The sequence below is a fragment of the Agrococcus citreus genome (assembly GCF_039527715.1).
GTDB lineage: Bacteria > Actinomycetota > Actinomycetes > Actinomycetales > Microbacteriaceae > Agrococcus > Agrococcus citreus.
Map to the genome: position 1 here is coordinate 84,459 of NZ_BAAAKK010000004.1, position 16,751 is coordinate 101,209.

At 72.5% G+C, this 16,751-nt stretch carries 17 protein-coding genes and 3 tRNA genes; 5 read left to right on the forward strand and 15 right to left on the reverse strand.

The window, feature by feature from the left end:
* Nucleotides 1–30 precede the first annotated feature (30 nt).
* The 7 genes from ABD106_RS07405 to tilS all read right to left on the reverse strand — a co-directional run bounded on the left by ABD106_RS07405 (nt 31) and on the right by tilS (nt 5,985).
* The gene (locus ABD106_RS07405; protein WP_343918937.1) at nt 31–768 is read right to left on the reverse strand and encodes a hypothetical protein; all 738 of its coding nucleotides are present in this window, start codon (nt 766–768) and stop codon (nt 31–33) included.
* 69 nt (nt 769–837) lie between these two features.
* Nucleotides 838–1,647, reverse strand: coding sequence for a hypothetical protein (locus ABD106_RS07410; RefSeq protein ID WP_343918939.1), 810 nt, complete (start codon nt 1,645–1,647; stop codon nt 838–840).
* A 119-nt stretch (nt 1,648–1,766) separates the two neighbouring features.
* Complete coding sequence (gene hpt, locus ABD106_RS07415) at nt 1,767–2,318, reverse strand: hypoxanthine phosphoribosyltransferase (protein WP_343918941.1); 552 nt, start codon at nt 2,316–2,318, stop codon at nt 1,767–1,769.
* Between the two features lie 108 nt (nt 2,319–2,426).
* On the reverse strand, nt 2,427–3,152 hold the full coding sequence (locus ABD106_RS07420) for a hypothetical protein (protein WP_343918943.1): 726 nt from the start codon (nt 3,150–3,152) through the stop codon (nt 2,427–2,429).
* On the reverse strand, nt 3,152–3,925 hold the full coding sequence (locus ABD106_RS07425; protein ID WP_343918945.1) for a hypothetical protein: 774 nt from the start codon (nt 3,923–3,925) through the stop codon (nt 3,152–3,154). Before ABD106_RS07425 ends, ABD106_RS07420 begins: the two co-directional genes overlap by 1 nt.
* Before the next feature lie 180 nt (nt 3,926–4,105).
* The gene (locus ABD106_RS07430; RefSeq protein WP_343918947.1) at nt 4,106–4,891 is read right to left on the reverse strand and encodes a hypothetical protein; all 786 of its coding nucleotides are present in this window, start codon (nt 4,889–4,891) and stop codon (nt 4,106–4,108) included.
* An 89-nt stretch (nt 4,892–4,980) separates the two neighbouring features.
* Nucleotides 4,981–5,985: a tRNA lysidine(34) synthetase TilS gene (tilS, locus tag ABD106_RS07435; protein WP_343918949.1), complete on the reverse strand. Its 1,005-nt coding sequence runs from the start codon at nt 5,983–5,985 to the stop codon at nt 4,981–4,983.
* A 47-nt stretch (nt 5,986–6,032) separates the two neighbouring features.
* Here tilS and ABD106_RS07440 point away from each other — a divergent pair, with 47 nt between their 5' ends.
* The gene (locus tag ABD106_RS07440) at nt 6,033–6,578 is read left to right on the forward strand and encodes an inorganic diphosphatase (protein WP_343918951.1); all 546 of its coding nucleotides are present in this window, start codon (nt 6,033–6,035) and stop codon (nt 6,576–6,578) included.
* 76 nt (nt 6,579–6,654) lie between these two features.
* Here the strand turns inward: ABD106_RS07440 and ABD106_RS07445 are convergent, their stop codons facing one another.
* Nucleotides 6,655–8,019: a peptidoglycan DD-metalloendopeptidase family protein gene (locus ABD106_RS07445; protein ID WP_343918953.1), complete on the reverse strand. Its 1,365-nt coding sequence runs from the start codon at nt 8,017–8,019 to the stop codon at nt 6,655–6,657.
* Nucleotides 8,020–8,316: 297 nt separating this feature from the next.
* Between ABD106_RS07445 and ABD106_RS07450 the strand changes: the two genes are divergently transcribed.
* The 3 genes from ABD106_RS07450 to ABD106_RS07460 all read left to right on the forward strand — a co-directional run bounded on the left by ABD106_RS07450 (nt 8,317) and on the right by ABD106_RS07460 (nt 8,635).
* Nucleotides 8,317–8,389: transfer RNA gene (locus tag ABD106_RS07450), tRNA-Glu, on the forward strand.
* A 40-nt stretch (nt 8,390–8,429) separates the two neighbouring features.
* Nucleotides 8,430–8,507, forward strand: a tRNA-Asp gene (locus ABD106_RS07455).
* Between the two features lie 55 nt (nt 8,508–8,562).
* Nucleotides 8,563–8,635: transfer RNA gene (locus ABD106_RS07460), tRNA-Phe, on the forward strand.
* Nucleotides 8,636–8,702: 67 nt separating this feature from the next.
* Here ABD106_RS07460 and ABD106_RS07465 read toward each other — a convergent pair.
* A complete protein-coding gene (locus ABD106_RS07465) occupies nt 8,703–9,386 on the reverse strand; it encodes an NADPH-dependent F420 reductase (protein WP_343918955.1) in 684 nt (227 codons plus the stop codon).
* A 139-nt stretch (nt 9,387–9,525) separates the two neighbouring features.
* Here ABD106_RS07465 and ABD106_RS07470 point away from each other — a divergent pair, with 139 nt between their 5' ends.
* The gene (locus tag ABD106_RS07470; protein ID WP_343918957.1) at nt 9,526–10,017 is read left to right on the forward strand and encodes a hypothetical protein; all 492 of its coding nucleotides are present in this window, start codon (nt 9,526–9,528) and stop codon (nt 10,015–10,017) included.
* Nucleotides 10,018–10,029: 12 nt separating this feature from the next.
* On the opposite strand, the gene ABD106_RS07475 is transcribed toward ABD106_RS07470, so the two are convergent.
* The 6 genes from ABD106_RS07475 to ABD106_RS07500 form a co-directional block, all read right to left on the reverse strand.
* Nucleotides 10,030–10,473, reverse strand: a complete 444-nt coding sequence (locus ABD106_RS07475) for a pyridoxamine 5'-phosphate oxidase family protein (RefSeq protein ID WP_343918959.1) — start codon at nt 10,471–10,473, stop codon at nt 10,030–10,032.
* 114 nt (nt 10,474–10,587) lie between these two features.
* Complete coding sequence (locus ABD106_RS07480) at nt 10,588–11,229, reverse strand: 1-acyl-sn-glycerol-3-phosphate acyltransferase (protein ID WP_343918961.1); 642 nt, start codon at nt 11,227–11,229, stop codon at nt 10,588–10,590.
* Nucleotides 11,226–12,317 (reverse strand): fatty acid desaturase family protein, encoded by a 1,092-nt coding sequence (locus ABD106_RS07485; protein ID WP_343918963.1) that lies wholly within the window; start codon nt 12,315–12,317, stop codon nt 11,226–11,228. Before ABD106_RS07485 ends, ABD106_RS07480 begins: the two co-directional genes overlap by 4 nt.
* A gap of 179 nt (nt 12,318–12,496) precedes the next feature.
* Nucleotides 12,497–14,734: an acyl-CoA dehydrogenase family protein gene (locus ABD106_RS07490; protein WP_343918965.1), complete on the reverse strand. Its 2,238-nt coding sequence runs from the start codon at nt 14,732–14,734 to the stop codon at nt 12,497–12,499.
* A gap of 174 nt (nt 14,735–14,908) precedes the next feature.
* The gene (locus tag ABD106_RS07495) at nt 14,909–15,856 is read right to left on the reverse strand and encodes an acyl-CoA thioesterase (RefSeq protein ID WP_343918967.1); all 948 of its coding nucleotides are present in this window, start codon (nt 15,854–15,856) and stop codon (nt 14,909–14,911) included.
* A gap of 46 nt (nt 15,857–15,902) precedes the next feature.
* The coding region (locus ABD106_RS07500) for an amidohydrolase family protein (RefSeq protein WP_343918969.1) at nt 15,903–16,751 on the reverse strand (849 nt) is incomplete at its 5' end.

The following is a 16,751-nucleotide window of genomic DNA, read 5'->3' on the forward strand; positions in this document are numbered from 1 at the left end:
CGGGCCCCTCCGCCCTCGGCCGCTGTTCGCTCAGGGCGCGGGCGGGCCGAGCAGCTCGAGCGACATCAGGATGGCGCGGATGGTGGCGTACTCGGGCGTGCCCAGGTACTCCTGCGCTGCGGCGACCGACGCGACCGCCCACGGAGCGCCGGGCCCCGTCCCCGTGACGTTCACCTCGGAGCCGAAGCTGATGGCGCCGTTCGGTGTCGTGATGATGTTCTCGATCGGGCAGCGCGGGGTCTGCGCGTCGGCAGCGGGCCGCAGGCCGACGCTCACGATCCACTGGTCGCCGAGCTGCAGGGCGGCCGCGCCGAAGGCGGTGCCCGTCGTGCCCTCGAGGGCGACGTCCTGCCGGTCGAGCACGGCGGTGCGCCAGGCGACGGGCGCGCCGGCACCGTCGACGCAGCTGCCGTCGCCGGCCGTGACGTCCTCGGCGTAGCCGAGCTGCCGCTCACCGTCCTCGCGCACGATGTCGAGGCCGCCCGCGGCCTCGCTCACGGTCCAGCCCTGCGGGATGCGGAAGGTCGCTGCGCCGCTCGGCACGGGGATCTGCTGCCAGTCGCTCGTGTCGACACCGGCGATCTCGGCGGGCAGCGACGACTCGACGGTCGGCGTGGGTGTCGCCGGGGCCGTCGGCGGCGGCGCCGTGATGCCCGGCGGGATCGAGGGCTGCGGGTCGGGCGCGGGCGTGCCGCCGGAGCAGGCGACGAGGGCCGACGCCGCGATCGCGAGCGCGATCGGGGCGAGCAGCCGAGCGGGGGACGTCATGCCGCCATCCTCCCAAACATCGGGTGACAGGGTCTGTGAGCGCGCCGGGATGCCCGAGACGGCGGCGCGTCAGGGAGCGGCATCGAGCATCGGGGCGTCGGTGAGCTCGAGCGAGGCGAGCACCTCGAGGATCGCCGCGTGCTCATCGCTCTGCAGCCATGCGCGTGCGGACTGCTCGTCGGCGAAGTCGATCGTCGTGTCGGGCATGCCCTGCTCGCCCTCCCTGTCGGCGACCGCGTCGATGAGGACGACGCGGCTGCCGGTCGCCATCTCGCTCACGACGGGGACGCACCCGTCCTCCTCGGCCAGCGTCCGGATGACCTCCATGCGCACCGCCCAGTCGCCCGGTCGCGCGTCGCCGCGGAACTCGGTTGCCTCGGCGACCCGGACCTGCACGTAGGTCGTGCCGATGTCGTACCCGTCGGCCTCCAGCGCGGCGACCAGCTCGGGCGCGAGCGGGGCGATCTCGGTCCGCTCGACGTCCGGCTGCTCGACGTCGCAGTCGTAGGTGTCGGTGCCGTAGTGCTCCCGGTACCAGAGCATCTGGTCGCCGTCCTCGTCGAGCACGACGAGATCGTTGAGCCAGCCCGGCCCGCGGCTGTACATCTCCGAGGCATCGCCCATCGCGCTGCGGTCGTCGACCGTCCAGCCCTCCGGCAGCTCGAACCGCACCGCGCCGTCCTGCGCCTCGAACCGCCGCGCGTCGGCGGCGGCGCTGGGCGACGCCGAGGGCGCAGCGGTCGGGGCGGGGGATGCGGATGCGCTGGGCGGCGGCCCGTCCGGCGCCACCGTCGGCTCGGCGGCCGGCTGCGCGCAGGAGGCGAGGGCGAGCGCAGCCAGGACGGCGACGGAGGCTCGGGCGGCGGCAGTGCTGGTCATCGTGACTCCTCGTGGTCGTCGGGCCGGACGGCCCTCGAACCGTCATGTCCGATGCTCACCCACGGGTCACATCCGGCGAGTCACGATCGGGTCACGATCGTGGACGGTGCCGCTCGCGCTCAGTTGTAGACGTGCGGGGCGAGCACCGCGATGCCGCGCAGGTTGCGGTACTGCTCGGCGTAGTCCAGGCCGTAGCCGATGACGAACTCGTTGGGGATGTCGAAGCCGCAGTACTTGACGTCGACCTGCACCTTGAGCGCGTCGGGCTTGCGCAGCATCGTGCAGATCTCGACCGAGGCGGCGCCGCGCGACTCGAGGTTGGCCTTGAGCCACGAGAGCGTCAGGCCCGAGTCGATGATGTCCTCGACGATGAGCACGTTGCGGCCCGTGAGGTCGGAGTCGAGGTCCTTGAGGATGCGCACGACACCCGACGAGACGGTGCCCGAGCCGTAGGACGAGACGGCCATCCAATCCATCTCGATGTGGCGGTTCAGGGTGCGCGAGAGATCCGCCATCACCATGACCGCGCCGCGCAGCACGCCGACGAGCAGCAGGTCGAGCCCCTCGTAGTCGTCCTCGATCTGCCGGGCGAGCTCCTCGAGCTTGGCGTGCAGCTCGTCCTCGGTGATGAGGGTCTTGGCGAGGTCACCCTCGACGTGCGTGAAGTCCATGTGCGCTCCTGCGGTCGGCGTGCGACCAACCTACCGGCCGCGGCGATCGTCGCTCCGCGTCCGAGCCACTGCTCGAGCGCGAGCCGGATCCGCTCGAGGGGCGCGCGGTCATGGGAGGGCCGGCGCCGGGATGGCGGTCAGGTCGAGCGTTGCGACGATCTGCAGCAGCAGCGCGACGTCGTCGCTCTCGAGCCAGGCGACGGCATCCGCTTCGCTCGTGAACTCCTCGCGGACGCCGAAGGACACCGAGCGCTCCCCGTCGATGACGATCGACGTCGGCTGGCTCTCGCCGAGCGGCGGATTCGCGAGGCCGGCATGCGCGATGTACGGCGCACCATCCCCCGCCGTCCACCAGGCGATCGCGTGGTGGTCGAGGTAGCGGGGATCCACGTCGTCGTGCGCCGCGCGCTCCGCCTCGTCGAGCGTCGCCACCGGCGCCGACCGAACGACGCCGAAGCTCGCGAGCGCGCCCACGTCGTCGTACGGGCCATCGCTGTAGCCCAGGCGCAGCTCGCCGGCGGCGTCGCGGAGCCCGATCTGGTTGACCCAGTGCGTCTCGCCGTCGTACTCGATCTGCTCGCCGCCGACCTCTGCCGTCCATCCCGGCGGGACGCGGAAGGTCGCGGTGCCGTTGGGCGTCGCGACCTCCTGCCAGCCGGCGAGCGGGTCGGCCGGTGTCGGAGACGGCGTCGGGGTCGGGGACGGGGTCGCGGAGGGGGACGGCGCCGCCTCGGCGGATGCGGTGGGCGACGACGACGGCGCTGCCGCAGGTTGCGAGCATCCGACGAGCGCGGCGACGGCGAGCAGCGCCGCGGGCACCAGGAGCGCGCGCATCACGCGACCTCGACCGAGCGGAGGATCTCGAGGATCGTCGCGTACTCGGCGGTCTCCATGTAGGCGCGCGCGTCGTCGAGGGTGTCGACGGTCCAGAGCGCGTCCTCGCCGCCGGCAGCGAGCTCGAAGTGCGTGCCGATCGAGACGCCGCCGTCGCTCGAGCCCAGGACGAAGGAGATCGCGCACGTCTCGGTGGCATCGAGCCACTCGTCACCGGTGATGCCGACGCCGACCCTCCAGCGGTCATCGACCGTCCCGAGCGCGACCGTCGCGATGCTCGTCGCGCTCGCGTCGGCGAGCGCCGTGCCTGCGCCCGTCTCGGTCGCGAGCACCTCGACCGGCTCGCTCACGTCGCCGCACGTGCCGCCGATGTCGATGAAGTCGGTCATCTGCAGCAGCTGCTGACCGTTCGGGGCGGTGAGCGTCGCGCTGTCCATCCACCGGACGAACGGGTCGTCGACGTCGTCGCGCCCCTCATCGGGGGCGAACCGCTCGGACTCGGCCTCGAGCGCCCAGTCCGCGGGGTAGCGGAACGCGATCGAGCCGTCATCGGTGGCGAACTCCTGCCACGACGTCGTGTCGATCACCCCCGCATCCGCCTGCGGGGTGCCGCTCGGCGACGGGCTGGGGCTGGGGCTCGCGCTCGGCGCCGGGTCTGCGCTCGGCGCCTCGCTCGGCGCGCCGGCGGCGCCGGCGCATCCGACGAGCAGGGCGCTCAGCAGCAGTGCGGCCGTGGCCGCGCGCAGGCGACCGGTCGGTGCGTGGGTGATCATCGTGGTCCTCTCGTGACGGGGACGCTTCCCGTATGCATCCCGTCAAGTCCGCCACGCGACCACGGTCACCGCCTGCAGGTCACGGTTCGATCACGGAGCGCTCCCAGCATCGAACCGCAGCGCGAGCGGGGGCACACGGCCCCTCGCCGGGCGAGGGATCACGATCGCGCAACGAAGCGGTCAGCGGCTCTCGAACGAGAGGAGCACCTCGCGGATGAGCGCGTACTCGCTCGTCGCGAGGTAGCCGCGCGCCTCGTCGAAGCTCGCGAACCGCGGGTACGACGAACCGGCGTCGTCGACGATCTGGAGCAGCAGGTAGTCGTAGTCGGACGGCCCCTCGCCCTGATAGAGCGCCAGGATCCCGGGCTCGCACGCCGTCGTGACGTCGTTCTCGGACACACCGGCGGCGAACGTCACGCCGTCGCGACCGCCGCGCGATTCGTGGAATGCGACCGAGGCGACCACGGCATCCGTGTCGGTGACCTGCTCGCCGAGCGGCGTCACCTCGAGCACCTCGGTGTCCGGTCGCTCGCACGGCGAGAAGTCGGTCGCATACTGCCCGCCGCTCGCGATCGCCTCGAACTGCAGCATGGGCACGCCCACCTCGTCGCGCACGAGCCCGCGGTAGTCGGTCCACTCGACTCGGCCCTCGAGCGCCTCTGCCTCGATGTCGGCGCTCCAGCCCGGCGGCATGCGCCAGCTCGTGTGGCCGTCGCCCACCTCGAAGCGCTCCCAGCCGTCGGCGAGCGGGCGCGGCGAGGCGGTCGCGGCGGGCTCGGCCGGTGACGCGGTGCCCGAGGTCGGCGCCGGGGCCGCGGTCGCCGGGGTCGCGGTCGCCGTGGGGCTGGGCTCGACGGATGCCGCGGGCGTCGGCGGCGCCGAGTCCGCGGGCGGCGCCGCGTCGGCGACGCAGCCGCTGAGCGCGAGCACGAGCAGGCCGAGGGCGGCCGAGCGGGTTCGGGTCATGATGCTCCTCTCGCGCCCGGATGCGGCGGCTCCGTCCATCGCGGTGCATCGTGACATGTCCGGCATGCGCCGGTAGGTCACACGGCGGTTCAGTCCGCCGTCCCCGCCGCGACGAAGACGAGCCGGCGCCCGTCGCGCGTCACGCGGATGCCGGGCAGGTGGATCGGGCCCTGGCCGTGCCAGTCGGTCACGAGCCGCGACACCTCGAGCGTCTGCTGCCGCGAGAGCGCGACGTGGAACTCGCTCTGCACCGCGAGCCGGATGATGCGCTGCCGCAGCGCGGGCGGGTTCGCCCCCAGCCCACCCACGTCGAGCGAGAGCCCGCCCTCGGCGTGCTCGACGAGGTCGAGGATCTGCTCCTGCGCGAAGTGCGCGAGCGCCTCGGCGTCCTCTCGCAGCGTGTCTGCGGTGCGGGTGAGCGCGAGCGCGACACCGCCGCCGAGCACCTCGTCGAGCATCGGCAGCACGCGATGGCGCACGCGCACCCGGAGGAAGCGGTCGTCGTCGTTGTGCGGATCGCTCCAGGCATCGAGCCCGAGGTCGCGGCACGCCTGGTGGGTCGTCGCGCGGCGCACCTGGAGCAGCGGTCGGCGCAGGAAGCCGATGCGCGGGTGCATGCCCCACAGGCTCTCCGAGCCCGAGCCGCGCGCGAGACCGATGAGCACGGTCTCCGCCTGATCGTCGAGCGTGTGCCCGAGCAGCACGACGGCGGCGCTCAGCTCCTTGCGCGCCTGCAGCAGCGCCGCGTAGCGGGCCTGGCGGGCGGCGGCCTCGGGGCTGCCGTCGGGCGCGACCTGCACCCGCATGACCCGCACGGGGTCGAGCCCCAGCTCCTGCGCCTGGACGGCGGCGCGGTCGGCGATGTCGGCGCTGCCGGACTGCAGGCCGTGGTCGACGATCACGGCGCCCGCGCGCATCCCCGCTCGTCCGGCCTCGAACGCGGTAGCGGCGGCGAGCGCGAGCGAATCCGGGCCTCCGGAGAGGGCGACGAGCACGAGCGCGCCTTCGGGGAGGTCGGCGATCGTCTCGCGCACCGCCCGGCGGACGTCGGCGACGGCAGGCGTCAGCCGCGGTCGACGGTCGCTTTCGGGCATGAAGTAACCTTATGCCGATTCCTCACCCCCACGAGAAGGAGCCGCCCTTGGCCGCCTACGACGTCGTCATCGAGATCCCCAAGGGGAGCCGCAACAAGTTCGAGGTCGACCACGAGACGGGGCGCGTCTACCTCGACCGCGTGCTCTTCACGACCTTCGTCTACCCCACGGACTACGGCTTCTTCGAGGGCACGCTCGGGCTCGACGGCGACCCGGTCGACGCGCTCGTGCTGCTCGAGTACCCGGTGCCGCCGGGCGTGTTCGTGCGCGTGCGCCCCGTCGGCCAGCTCAACATGGAGGACGACGGCGGCATCGACACCAAGGTCATCTGCGTGCTCGAGAAGGACCCGCGCTGGTCGCACATCCAGGACATCACGGATGTGCCGCAGCAGACGCGCAACGAGATCGAGCACTTCTTCCTGCACTACAAGGACCTCGAGCCCGGCAAGTGGGTCAAGCTCGGCGAGTGGGAGGGCGCGGAGGCCGCTGAGGCGACCGTCCAGGCCGGCTACGCCGCCTTCGACGCCGAGCACGGCGACCAGTCGGGCGAGGGCGTAGAGAAGCCCGAGGGCGGCCGCGACGTCACGGACTGAATCTCGACAGACGAAGGAGGGGCGCACCAGCAGGTGCGCCCCTCTTCGTGTCTCCGCCTGACGGCGGCGGTGCCTGTCAGCGGAGGCGGACGCCGCGCGCGTTCAGGAACGACTCCGGGTTGACGAGCGTGCCGTTGACGCGCATCTGGAAGTGCAGGTGGCAGCCCATGGCGTGGCCGGTGTCGCCCTCGTAGCCGACGACCTGGCCGGCACCCACCCGCTGGCCCGGATAGACGTGCGCGGGCTGGCTCATGTGGAAGTACTCGCTCTGCACGCCGCCACCGTGGTTGATGTAGAGCATGTTCGCGCCGTAGGTGTCGCGCGATCGCAGCGCGACGGTGCCCGCGGCGACCGAGTAGATCGGGGTGCCGCAGCCGGCGGCGATGTCGACGCCCGCGTGCAGCTTGCGGCCCAGGATGCCGAGCGGGTCGTTGCGCCAGCCGTAGCTCGAGGTGAAGCGGCCGTAGTGCGGGGTCTGCCAGCCGCTCGAGGCAGGCGGCGTGACCGGCACGGAGCCGCCGCCGGCACTGCCGCCGCCACCACCACCGCCGCTGCTGCCGCCCTGGTTGGCCGCAGCCGCTGCCGCGGCTGCCGCCGCGAGCCGCTGCTGCTCGGCGAGCCAGCGCTGCCGGGCCTCCTCGGCCTCGCGGCGCTCGCGCTCGATGCGGAGCCGCTCCTGCTCGGCGAGGTAGGCCTGCCAGCGCTGCCCGGCCTGGTAGTCGGCCTCGGTCGCGGCACGGTTCTCGATCAGCACGGCGAGCTGCGCCTCGAGCTCGACGCGGTGGTTCTGCTCGCGCTCCACGGCTGCCTGCGCGGCCGCGGCGGCCTCGAGCGCCACCTGGTACGCCGCATCCGCCTCCTGCTTCAGGCCGAGCAGCGCCTCGCGTGCGACGGCGGCCTGGTCCTGGAGCGCCTGTGCGGAGTTGGCGTCGCGCTGTGCCTGCTCGTAGAGGGAGTCGGCGGTGCCGGCGACGCGGTCCATCATGTCGAGCCGGTAGAGCCAGTTGTCGGCGGAGCCCGGATTGGCGAAGAGCTCGGCGCTCATGTCGCCCGTGCCACCCGATCGGGCGAGCTGCGCGGCCAGCTGACCCGCGGCGCGCTCGGAATCGGCGGCGCGCTCGGTCGCCTCATCGGCCTGCTGCTGCAGGCGCTCCGCGACGGCGACGGCCTCGTCGTAGCGCGCCTGCGCCTCGATGGCCTCGGCGGCGCGCTGGTCGGAGAGCGCCTGCGCGCTCTCGAGATCGGTCTGCAGCTGTGCGATCAGGCCACGGATCTGCTCGATCTGCTGATTCTTGGCGGCCTCGTTGCCGCGGGCGGCCTCGACCTCGGACCACGTCGGGAAGCCCCAGTCGTCGACGGCGTCGGCCGAGGGCGTGCCCGGCACGAGGATGACGAGCACCATCCCGGCGACCGCGGTCGACGCGGCGAGGACATGGCGCAATCGGCGCCAGCGTGGAGACATCGCCACGCGCGCGCCGGTGCTGTCAGGCCTCGCCATGTCACTCCCTGTTCGCAGCGCAGGGCGCTGCTCCGATCTCATGGTGCCACCGCGGTGCGCGAGCACAATGGGGGCAACGCTATCAACTTTCATGTTCCGGCTGAAGGTTTGATTGAGCCGGTGTTGAGGCGGCGTGTCGCAGAAGCAGCGCGCGAGGCGCGCCGGGAGGGACGCTCGGTTTGCAACCTGGCTCTCGCGTGCTGTAACGTCATCGCTCGGTAGTCATGTGCTTCGGCACACGGCCCCATCGTTTAGAGGCCTAGGACACCGCCCTTTCACGGCGGCAGCACGGGTTCGAATCCCGTTGGGGTCACTCACGGCAGATTCGTTCTGTACGATGGGTCTACCAGCATGGCCCTGTAGCGCAGTTTGGTTAGCGCGCCGCCCTGTCACGGCGGAGGTCGCGGGTTCAAGTCCCGTCAGGGTCGCCACGCCTCGGCCCTCTCGAAAGAGAGGGCCTTGTGCAAGGCAGGCTTCGGCCGGCCTGGCTCTGTAGCTCAGTTGGTAGAGCGCACGACTGAAAATCGTGAGGTCACGGGATCGACGCCCGTCGGAGCCACACTCAGAAGCCCCCGCCCAGCGGGGGCTTCGTCGTTGGTGCGGCGATCCTGAGCGGTCGCTACGCCTCAGCCGATGAGGGCTCGGAGCGTCGCAGCGTCCTCGTTCGCGCCGAAGGCCGGGTGGCCCGGCTGCAGGCGGAGCCCGTCGGCGAGCGAGTCGAGCACCACCGGGTCGAAGCCGAAGTCGTCGACGAGCTGCGCGACGACCGCGACGTCGCCAGGCTCGTCGCCGGCCACCGCGATCGCGCGCCGCTGCGGGTTGCCGGCCGGCCGGGGCCAGTCCGCGAGATCGTGGTAGCCCATGTGGTTGAAGGCCTTCACGACGCGCGACGAGGGCAGGAACTCCTGCACGATCACGCTCGTGGGACGCGTCGGGTCGGTGAACTCGTCGCGGATGCCGTCGGTCTCCCACCAGTAGTTCATCGCGTCGATCACGAGCTTGCCCTCGAGCGCCTCCACCGGCAGCTCCGTGTGCTGGCCGAGCGGCAGCGCGAGGATCACGACGTCAGCGCCGGCGGCCACATCCGCCGACGTCATCGCCTCGGCGCCGGGCGCCATGTACTCGGCGATCAGCCGGATGCGCTCGGGGATGCCGGAGCCTGCGATGAGCGTGCGGTGACCGGCCGCCATCGAGCGACGCGCGAGCGCCGTGCCGATCTTGCCCGCGCCGAGGATGCCCACGACGAGCGTGTCGGTCTCGACTCGCCCGCTCTCGAGCGTGCTCGTGCTGGACTCGACCGGCTGCGTCATGCGGATGCTCCCCTGCTGCGGCCGCGGCGTTCGCGGGCTCGCACCATCATCCAACGCGCAGCACGCCGCCGCGCATTCCCCACGGCCCGGCTGCGGACGCGTGCTGGCGCACCTCCAGCGGGGCGCATAGCCTGCCCCCATGCGCTACACGTGGGATGACGGCTCGGTGACGGCGGACGGCGAGCGCGTCGCCGGCACCGGTCCGGACTTCTGGGGACGCGCCCCGGAGGTCGAGATCGATGGTGCGCAGTGGACCTTCCGCGTGCAGCGCGACGGGATGTCGGGCGTGCGCGCGGGCGACGACCGGGATGCGCTGGTGCTCGAGCGCGGTGCGCCGTGGCGGGCACGCTGCCGCATGCTCGGCCCGAGCGGCTCCACGCTGCTCGTGCGCACCACGAGCTGGCTGCTGGGCAAGCTGCACTTCGACGTGCAGCTCCAGGGTGGGCTGGTCGGCGAGATCACGCCCGTCGGCCCGTGGCGCTACCGACCCGCGCTCGAGCTGCGGGAGCCGATGACGCACGCCGAAGCGGTCTTCCTGCTGTGGGTGGCGTCGCGCATCGACGCCAGCCGTCCGGTGCACACGGTGCGCGCGGGCGCGGGCCTCAGCCCCGGAGCCTCAGGGGCCATGTAGGAGCGCCCGCCATCAGTCCGTCGAGTCGGCGCCCGGCTCGGTCGACACATCCGGCTCGGCCTGCCGGTGGAACCGGCGGCCAGAGACGCGGGCGAGGTCGATGCGCACGAACTCGCGCTTCACCGTCGGGATGAGCGGGTGGATCGGCAACCGCTCGGCGGCCGCGATCTCGTCGCTCGACTCGAGGTGGCGGGCAGCGCCGTGGCCGATGACGCTCCAGGCCTCGCGCACGCCGATGTGGTCGATCTCGAACACGACGTCGTCGGCGAGCAGCACCCCGGCGAGCTTCGTGCCGGGCGCCGTGCGGAACGTGATGGCGTGGCCATCCGCGTGGTAGTTCACCGGGAACACCTCGAGCACGTCACCGACGCGGAACGCGATGCGGCCGAACTCGAAGGCGGCGAGCAGCTTGAGGCACTCGGCCTCGCTGATCTCGTGCACGGGGCTCTGGTCCATGGCCCCATGCTCGCATCCGAGCGCGACGGGCACCAGGGTTCGGTGCGCTCGCGCGCGGCCGTCGCACGACGCGAGCCCGGCGAGCCGGGGCCGAGCCTGAGCCCAGGGCGCCGGTCAGGGCAGCCGGCGCTCCTCGGCGAGCCGAGCGGCGAGCCCGGCCTCGTCGGAGAGCCGCGGCTCGGTCGTGCGGTCGGCGTTGATGCCGAGCTTGCCGGCGTAGAACGCGCGGATGCGGTCCATGTCGCCCGGCACATCCCCCGTCATCGTGAGGGTCGGGCCGAGGCCCGCGGTGCCGGTGACCCGGTCGACCCAGCCGAGCGTGACCGGGATCCTAGACTCGAGCGCGATCCGGTAGAAGCCGCTCTTCCACAGCGTCGAGCTGCGGGTGCCGTCGGGCGTGACGACGATCGCCGCGTTCGGATCGCTGCGGACGAGCTCGACGATGCGCGCGACGAGCCCCGCGGGATCGTCGCGGTCGACCGGGATGCCGCCGAGCCAGTGCATGACGCGGCCGAACGGCCCCTGGAACAGCTCGCGCTTGCCGAGCCAGCGCACCGGCAGCCGCGCATCCCACGCGATGCCGAGCATGATGACGAAGTCACGGTTGGACGTGTGCGGGGCGCCGATGAGCAGCCGAGGACCCTCGTAGGGCGGCTGCTCGCGCACGAGCCGCCACGGGCTCAGCCGCCAGTGGAGGGCGGCGAGCGCGTAGCGGATCGGCTGCCGCGAGCGCGGCGGGCGGGCGGCTGCTGTCACCGGCGCGCGTCGAGCATCGGGCAGTCGAACGGGTCGCGAGCGGCGAGGCCCACGCGGTTCAAGTACCGGACGACCGATGCGTACGCACCGACGAGGTTCGTCTCGGTGTACGGGATGTTGTGCTGGGCGCAGTGCGCGCGCACGATCTCGCTCGCCGCCTTGAGGTGCGGGCGCGCCATGTTCGGGAACAGGTGGTGCTCCACCTGGTAGTTCAGGCCGCCCATGAGCGTGCTCATACCCCAGCCGCGGATGTTGCGGGAGGTGCGCACCTGCTTCGTGAAGAAGTCGAGCTTCACGTCGCGGCCGACCGTCGGCATGCCCTTGTGGTTCGGCGCGAACGATGCGCCCATGCCCACGCCGAAGACGGCCATCTGGACGGCGATGAAGGCGAGTGCCATGAGCGGCGGCATGATGACGAAGAGGAAGGTGAAGAAGACCGCGAAGCGCGTGAAGATGAGGCCGAGCTCGAGCCAGCGGCCGACGACCGGTCGGCGCTCGAGGAGCGTCAGCACCGATCGCACGTGCAGGTTGGCGCCCTCGAACGTGAGCAGCGGGAAGAAGAGCCAGCCCTGGCGCTGCGTGACCCAGCGCTGGATGCCGCGGGCCTTCTTCGCGTCGCTCGGCAGGAACGAGATCGTGTCGATGTCGATGTCGGGGTCGCGACCGATCTGGTTCGGGTTCGCGTGGTGGCGGGAGTGCTTCGTCATCCACCACTGGTGGCTGATGCCCACGACGCCGGCTGCGAGGATGCGGCCGAGGCGGTCGTTGGCGGGGCCCGACTTCAGCACCTGGCGGTGCGAGGCCTCGTGGGCGATGAACGCGATCTGGGTGAACACGATGCCGAGGCCCGCGGCGATGAGGAGCTGGAACCAGCTGTCGCCGAGCAGCACGGCCCCGACCAGCAGGCCGACGAGGGCGACGCCGAGGACGATCATGACGCCGACGTAGAAGCCGACGCGGCGCTCGAGCAGGCCTGCGTCGCGGACGGCCTTGGCGACGACGCGGAAGTCGGCACGCTCAGCGCGCTCGGCGCGCTCGCTCGCGGGGATCGTGGAGCGAAGTGCCCCTGCGGTCATCGTGGTGGTCATTGTGCCCCTCTCGGGCCTTGCGCGACTTCCCAGCCGGTACGGGTCGGAGCATCGTTGGTTCCGAACCCCGGATAGTGACAGCGTATGGCGTACGCAATCCCGAGAGCGGAATACGACCTATGGGTCGTGCATGGAAAGAGCCCGGCCGCGCTGCGACCGGGCTCCTCCACGACGAGGCGTCAGCGGGCGTCGACCGCCTCGTCCGCGGGCTCGACGGACACGCGGTCGTCAGCCGCCTCGACCCGCTCGGCCGGTGCATCCTGGACGTCCAGGTCGTGGTCGATCGCCACGACCTCCTCGGGCGGCAGCGGCGACGACGCCGCATCCGCGAGCGGCTCTGCGCCGGCCGCGAGGCGCGCCTGCTTCTCGGGCACCGGCATGGCGCCCGAGGCGCGCAGCGCGTCGTAGTAGGCCATCGCCTCGGCCTGCCGCTCCCCCTCGGCGCCGCTGGCGATCTCCGCGCGCAGGTGCTCGTCGCCGAAGCCGAACGACGCCACGAGGTCGAGCGCGTGCGGGCGCAGCTTCTGCAGCAGGCGCTCGATCGTCGAGGTGACCGCCTTCGAGCGGGCGTCCGAGAGGCGACCGTTCTCGAGGTGCCAGGCGGCGTGCTCCTCGATGATCGTGAGCGCGAAGAGGTCGCGCACGTGCGTCATGACCTTCTTCGTCGCGTCGGGCATCCGCTCGACGGCCTCGTCGAGCGCGTTGTACTGCTGGAGCTCGACCCATGCGCGCGCGGCCTCGATGAGCTCGTGCTGCTCGGCGTTGAACGCCGCGGCCGCCTTCGCCTGGTCGCGCGGCGCGTGGCGCAGCCGGCCCGCGATCTCGGCGACCATCGTCTCGACCCGGTCCTCGAGCATGTCCCGCTGGAAGTCGCGGTCGCGGATGGCGACGGATGCGTTCTGCACGCGACGCAGGTCGCGCACGTCCTGCCCGAGCGCGCGGAGCCCGACGAGCGCGGTCGCGCGGTCGAAGAACTGGTCGGCGGCGAAGCGGGCGATGTCGGCCTTGGAGGCGCCCTTGAACTGCTTCGCGAAGTCGCCGAGCAGCCGCTTGCCGACGAGCTGCAGCAGCACGGTGTTGTCGCCCTCGAAGGTCGCGTAGACGTCGAGGTCGGCGCGCAGCTGCACGAGCCGGTTCTCGCCGAGGAACCCGGCGCCACCGCAAGCCTCGCGGGCCTCCTGGAGCGTGTCGAGCGACTGCCACGACGACAGCGCCTTGAGGCCGGCCGCGAGCGTCTCGAGGTCCTCGCGCTCCTCGGGGGTGTCGGTGCGGCCCGAGAAGACGCCGTCGAACTTCGTCAGCAGGATCGCGTGCGCGTAGGTCTGCGCGTACGCCTTCGACAGCCGCGTGAACAGGCGCCGCTGGTGCCTGCGGTAGTCGAGCAGCACCTCCTCCTGCGCCTCGCTCGAGGCGTTGAACTGCCGGCGCTCGGTGGCGTAGCGGATCGCGATCGCGAGCGCCGCCTGCTGCGCGACGACCGCGGCGCCGTCGAGCGAGACGCGGCCCTGCACGAGCGTGCCGAGCATCGTGAAGAAGCGACGGCCGGGGCTCTCGATGGGGCTCGAGTAGGTGCCGTCGGGCGCGACGTCGCCGTAGCGGTTGAGCAGGTTCGTGCGCGGCACGCGCACGTGGGTGAAGTGCAGCCGGCCGTTGTCGATGCCGTTGAGGCCGCCCTTGTAGCCGTCGTCCTCGCCGCCGATGCCGGGCAGGAACGCGCCGGACTCGTCGCGGAGCGGCACGTAGAACGCGTGCACGCCGTGGTCGACGCCGCCCGTGATGAGCTTCGCGAAGACGACCGCGTCGCGACCGTGCAGCGCGGCGTTGCCGAGGTAGTCCTTCCACGCGCCGCGGAATGGCGTGTGGAGGTCGAACTCCTCCGTGTCGGCGTCGTACGTGGCGGTCGTGCCGATCGAGGCGACGTCGGAGCCGTGACCCGTCTCGGTCATGGCGAAGGCGCCGGGGATGTCGAAGCGCATGATCGGCGGCAGGAAGGTGTCGTGGTGGTGCTGCGTGCCCAGGTGCAGCACCGCGGCGCCGAAGAGGCCGTAGTGCACGCCCGACTTGATCTGCAGGCTCGGGTCGGCGAGCACGAGCTCCTCGAAGCCGGCGATGTTGCCGCCGTGGTCGTCGTGACCGCCCAGCCGCGACGGGAACGCGCGGAGCACGGCGCCGTCGGCGGCGAGCGCGCGCATCTGGCCGAGCACCCGCTCGCGGTGGTCGGCCATCGTGAGGTCGTCGATGCGCTGGAAGGTGGGATCGGCGACCTTGCGGCGAGCGGCGAGGCGCTGCTCCGCCCAGGTGCCGAGCAGGTCGCGCCCGAGCCAGGCGACGTCGACCTTGGCGTGCTGGCGCGGTCCCTCGCTGGAGCGCGCGCGCTGGCGACGATCGAGGCGAGCGGATGCAGTGCGGTCAGCCATGGTTCCCCCATCAAGGTACGGATGCGTCCCCACGGTAGGCACGGGCCGCGGGCGTCGCCGAATGGCTTGGTCCCGACCGCAATGCGGCGCGTGACCCGCCCACCGCCGCTTGTGCCGCATCCACAACGGCCCACGGCATCCGCTGTCGGATGCGTCACCCCGGCGGGGGCGCGCTCAGTCGCGTCGCGGCACCGGGAGCGGCGGCAGGTCGGCGCGCTGGGCGACGATCTCGCGCACCTGGGCGTCGGCGACCCGGTCGGCCTCGGCGTCGAGCCGCAGCTGCGGCAGCGGGATCGCGTCGCCGTCGTCGCCGCGCACGACGTAGACCGACATGCACTGGGTGGCGAGCTCGAGCTCGCCCGTGCGGGGGTCGCCCGTGCGGGTGCGCGCGAGGATGTGCATCGAGTGCGGACCGGTGTGCAGCAGCCGGGCCTCGACCTCGACGACGTGCCCGATGTGGATGGGCCGGTAGAAGTGGATGCCGCCGGTGTAGACCGCGACCGGGTCGGCACCCGAGTGGCGCGCGGCGCACGCGGTCGCGGTCTCATCGATCCAGCGCATGACGATGCCGCCGTGCGCGTTGCCGCCCCAGTTGACGTCGGCGGGGTTCGCGAGGAAGCGGAACGTCTCGGACGGCGTCGTCAGCTCGGGCCCGAACGCGACGGCCGCCTGCAGGTCGTGGATGCGCTTCCGCGCCTCGACGCGCTCCTCGCTGCCGCGCGCGAGCAGCTCGTCGTTGCTCGTCCGCGGCCGCCACGGCGGCACGGGCTTGCCCTTGCCCTCGTCGTCGACCGCGACGAACACGAGCAGGCAGTCGAGCGCCACCTCGAACTCGCCCGTGCGCGGATCGGCCGCCTCGACCGTGACGAACACGTGCATGCTCGTTCGCCCCGTGTGCGTGATGCGGGCCGACGCCTCGACGAGGCTGCCGGGGCGGATGGGCGCCGTGTAGTGCACGTTGCCGACGTAGGCGGTGACGCAGTACGTGCCGGAGTAGCCGGCAGCGCACGCGAAGCCCGCCTTGTCGATCCACTCGAGCACGCGGCCCGCCTGCACGGTGCCGCCGTCGTGCGCGGCATCCGTCGGCGCGGCCATGAACCGCAGCGTGATCCGATCGCGCATCGTGACTCCCTCGTCACGGTCGATCCTGCCACCGAAGCGGCCGAGGTCACCCTTCGAAGATCGGCTCCCCCGCGACCATCGTCATCGCGACCGGCATCGACCGCAGCGCCGCCGCGACCGCGTGCGGGTCGTCGCCCTCCGGCGCGGGCGCACCCAGCACGGCGAGGTCGGCGGGCTCACCCGGCGCGATCCGCGAGCGCGCCGAGATCGCGACGGCCTGCTCGAGCGGGATCGCCTCCTCCGGCTGCCACGGCGTCTCGTCGCCGCGCGTGCGCGTCACGGCGGTCGCGATCGCGAGCCACGGATCGAGCGGCGTGACGGGCGCGTCGGAGCCGAGCACGACGCCGACGCCGGCCTCGAGCAGGCTGCGCACCCGGAACGCGTCCCGGCTGCGGTCGGCCCACAGCGCGGCCATGAGCTCGCGGTCGTCGAGCGCGTGCTCCGGCTGGATCGAGGCGACGATGCCGAGCCGCGCCATCCGCGGGATGTCGACGCCCGCGACGAGCTGCGCGTGCTCGATGCGGCCACCGCGCCCGCCGGCGCGCTCGAAGGCGTCGATCGCGGCGGTGACGGCCGCATCGCCGATCGCGTGGATCGTGGCGTCGAGGCCGAGCTCGGCGCCGCGCTCGAGCATCCGGTCGAGCTCGGCGTCGTCGACGTTGCGCACGCCGGTGGTGGGGCCGGTCGACCCGCCCCAGCCGTACGGATGCGCCGTCCACGCCGTGCGGGTGCCGAGCGAGCCGTCGGAGATGACCTTGAGGCGACCGACGCGCGCGCGGTGCGCGATCGGGTCGCCCGTGCGGATGCCCCGCTCGGCCGCGAGCTCGAGGTCGCGGCGGTAGATGCCCGCCTCGACGCGCGTCGGGGTCGCGCGACCGGGACGCATCCACGCACC

What these genes read in the sequence shown, in the direction of transcription:
- ABD106_RS07475 (WP_343918959.1), bottom strand. Translation starts at nt 10,473, where the DNA reads ATGGACCAGAGCCCCGTGCACGAGATCAGCGAGGCCGAGTGCCTCAAG.
- tilS (WP_343918949.1), bottom strand. Translation starts at nt 5,985, where the DNA reads ATGCCCGAAAGCGACCGTCGACCGCGGCTGACGCCTGCCGTCGCCGAC.
- ABD106_RS07425 (WP_343918945.1), bottom strand. Translation starts at nt 3,925, where the DNA reads ATGATCACCCACGCACCGACCGGTCGCCTGCGCGCGGCCACGGCCGCA.
- ABD106_RS07470 (WP_343918957.1), top strand. Translation starts at nt 9,526, where the DNA reads ATGCGCTACACGTGGGATGACGGCTCGGTGACGGCGGACGGCGAGCGC.
- ABD106_RS07485 (WP_343918963.1), bottom strand. Translation starts at nt 12,317, where the DNA reads ATGACCACCACGATGACCGCAGGGGCACTTCGCTCCACGATCCCCGCG.
- ABD106_RS07410 (WP_343918939.1), bottom strand. Translation starts at nt 1,647, where the DNA reads ATGACCAGCACTGCCGCCGCCCGAGCCTCCGTCGCCGTCCTGGCTGCG.
- ABD106_RS07405 (WP_343918937.1), bottom strand. Translation starts at nt 768, where the DNA reads ATGACGTCCCCCGCTCGGCTGCTCGCCCCGATCGCGCTCGCGATCGCG.
- ABD106_RS07420 (WP_343918943.1), bottom strand. Translation starts at nt 3,152, where the DNA reads ATGCGCGCGCTCCTGGTGCCCGCGGCGCTGCTCGCCGTCGCCGCGCTC.
- ABD106_RS07495 (WP_343918967.1), bottom strand. Translation starts at nt 15,856, where the DNA reads ATGCGCGATCGGATCACGCTGCGGTTCATGGCCGCGCCGACGGATGCC.
- ABD106_RS07490 (WP_343918965.1), bottom strand. Translation starts at nt 14,734, where the DNA reads ATGGCTGACCGCACTGCATCCGCTCGCCTCGATCGTCGCCAGCGCGCG.
- hpt (WP_343918941.1), bottom strand. Translation starts at nt 2,318, where the DNA reads ATGGACTTCACGCACGTCGAGGGTGACCTCGCCAAGACCCTCATCACC.
- ABD106_RS07430 (WP_343918947.1), bottom strand. Translation starts at nt 4,891, where the DNA reads ATGACCCGAACCCGCTCGGCCGCCCTCGGCCTGCTCGTGCTCGCGCTC.
- ABD106_RS07465 (WP_343918955.1), bottom strand. Translation starts at nt 9,386, where the DNA reads ATGACGCAGCCGGTCGAGTCCAGCACGAGCACGCTCGAGAGCGGGCGA.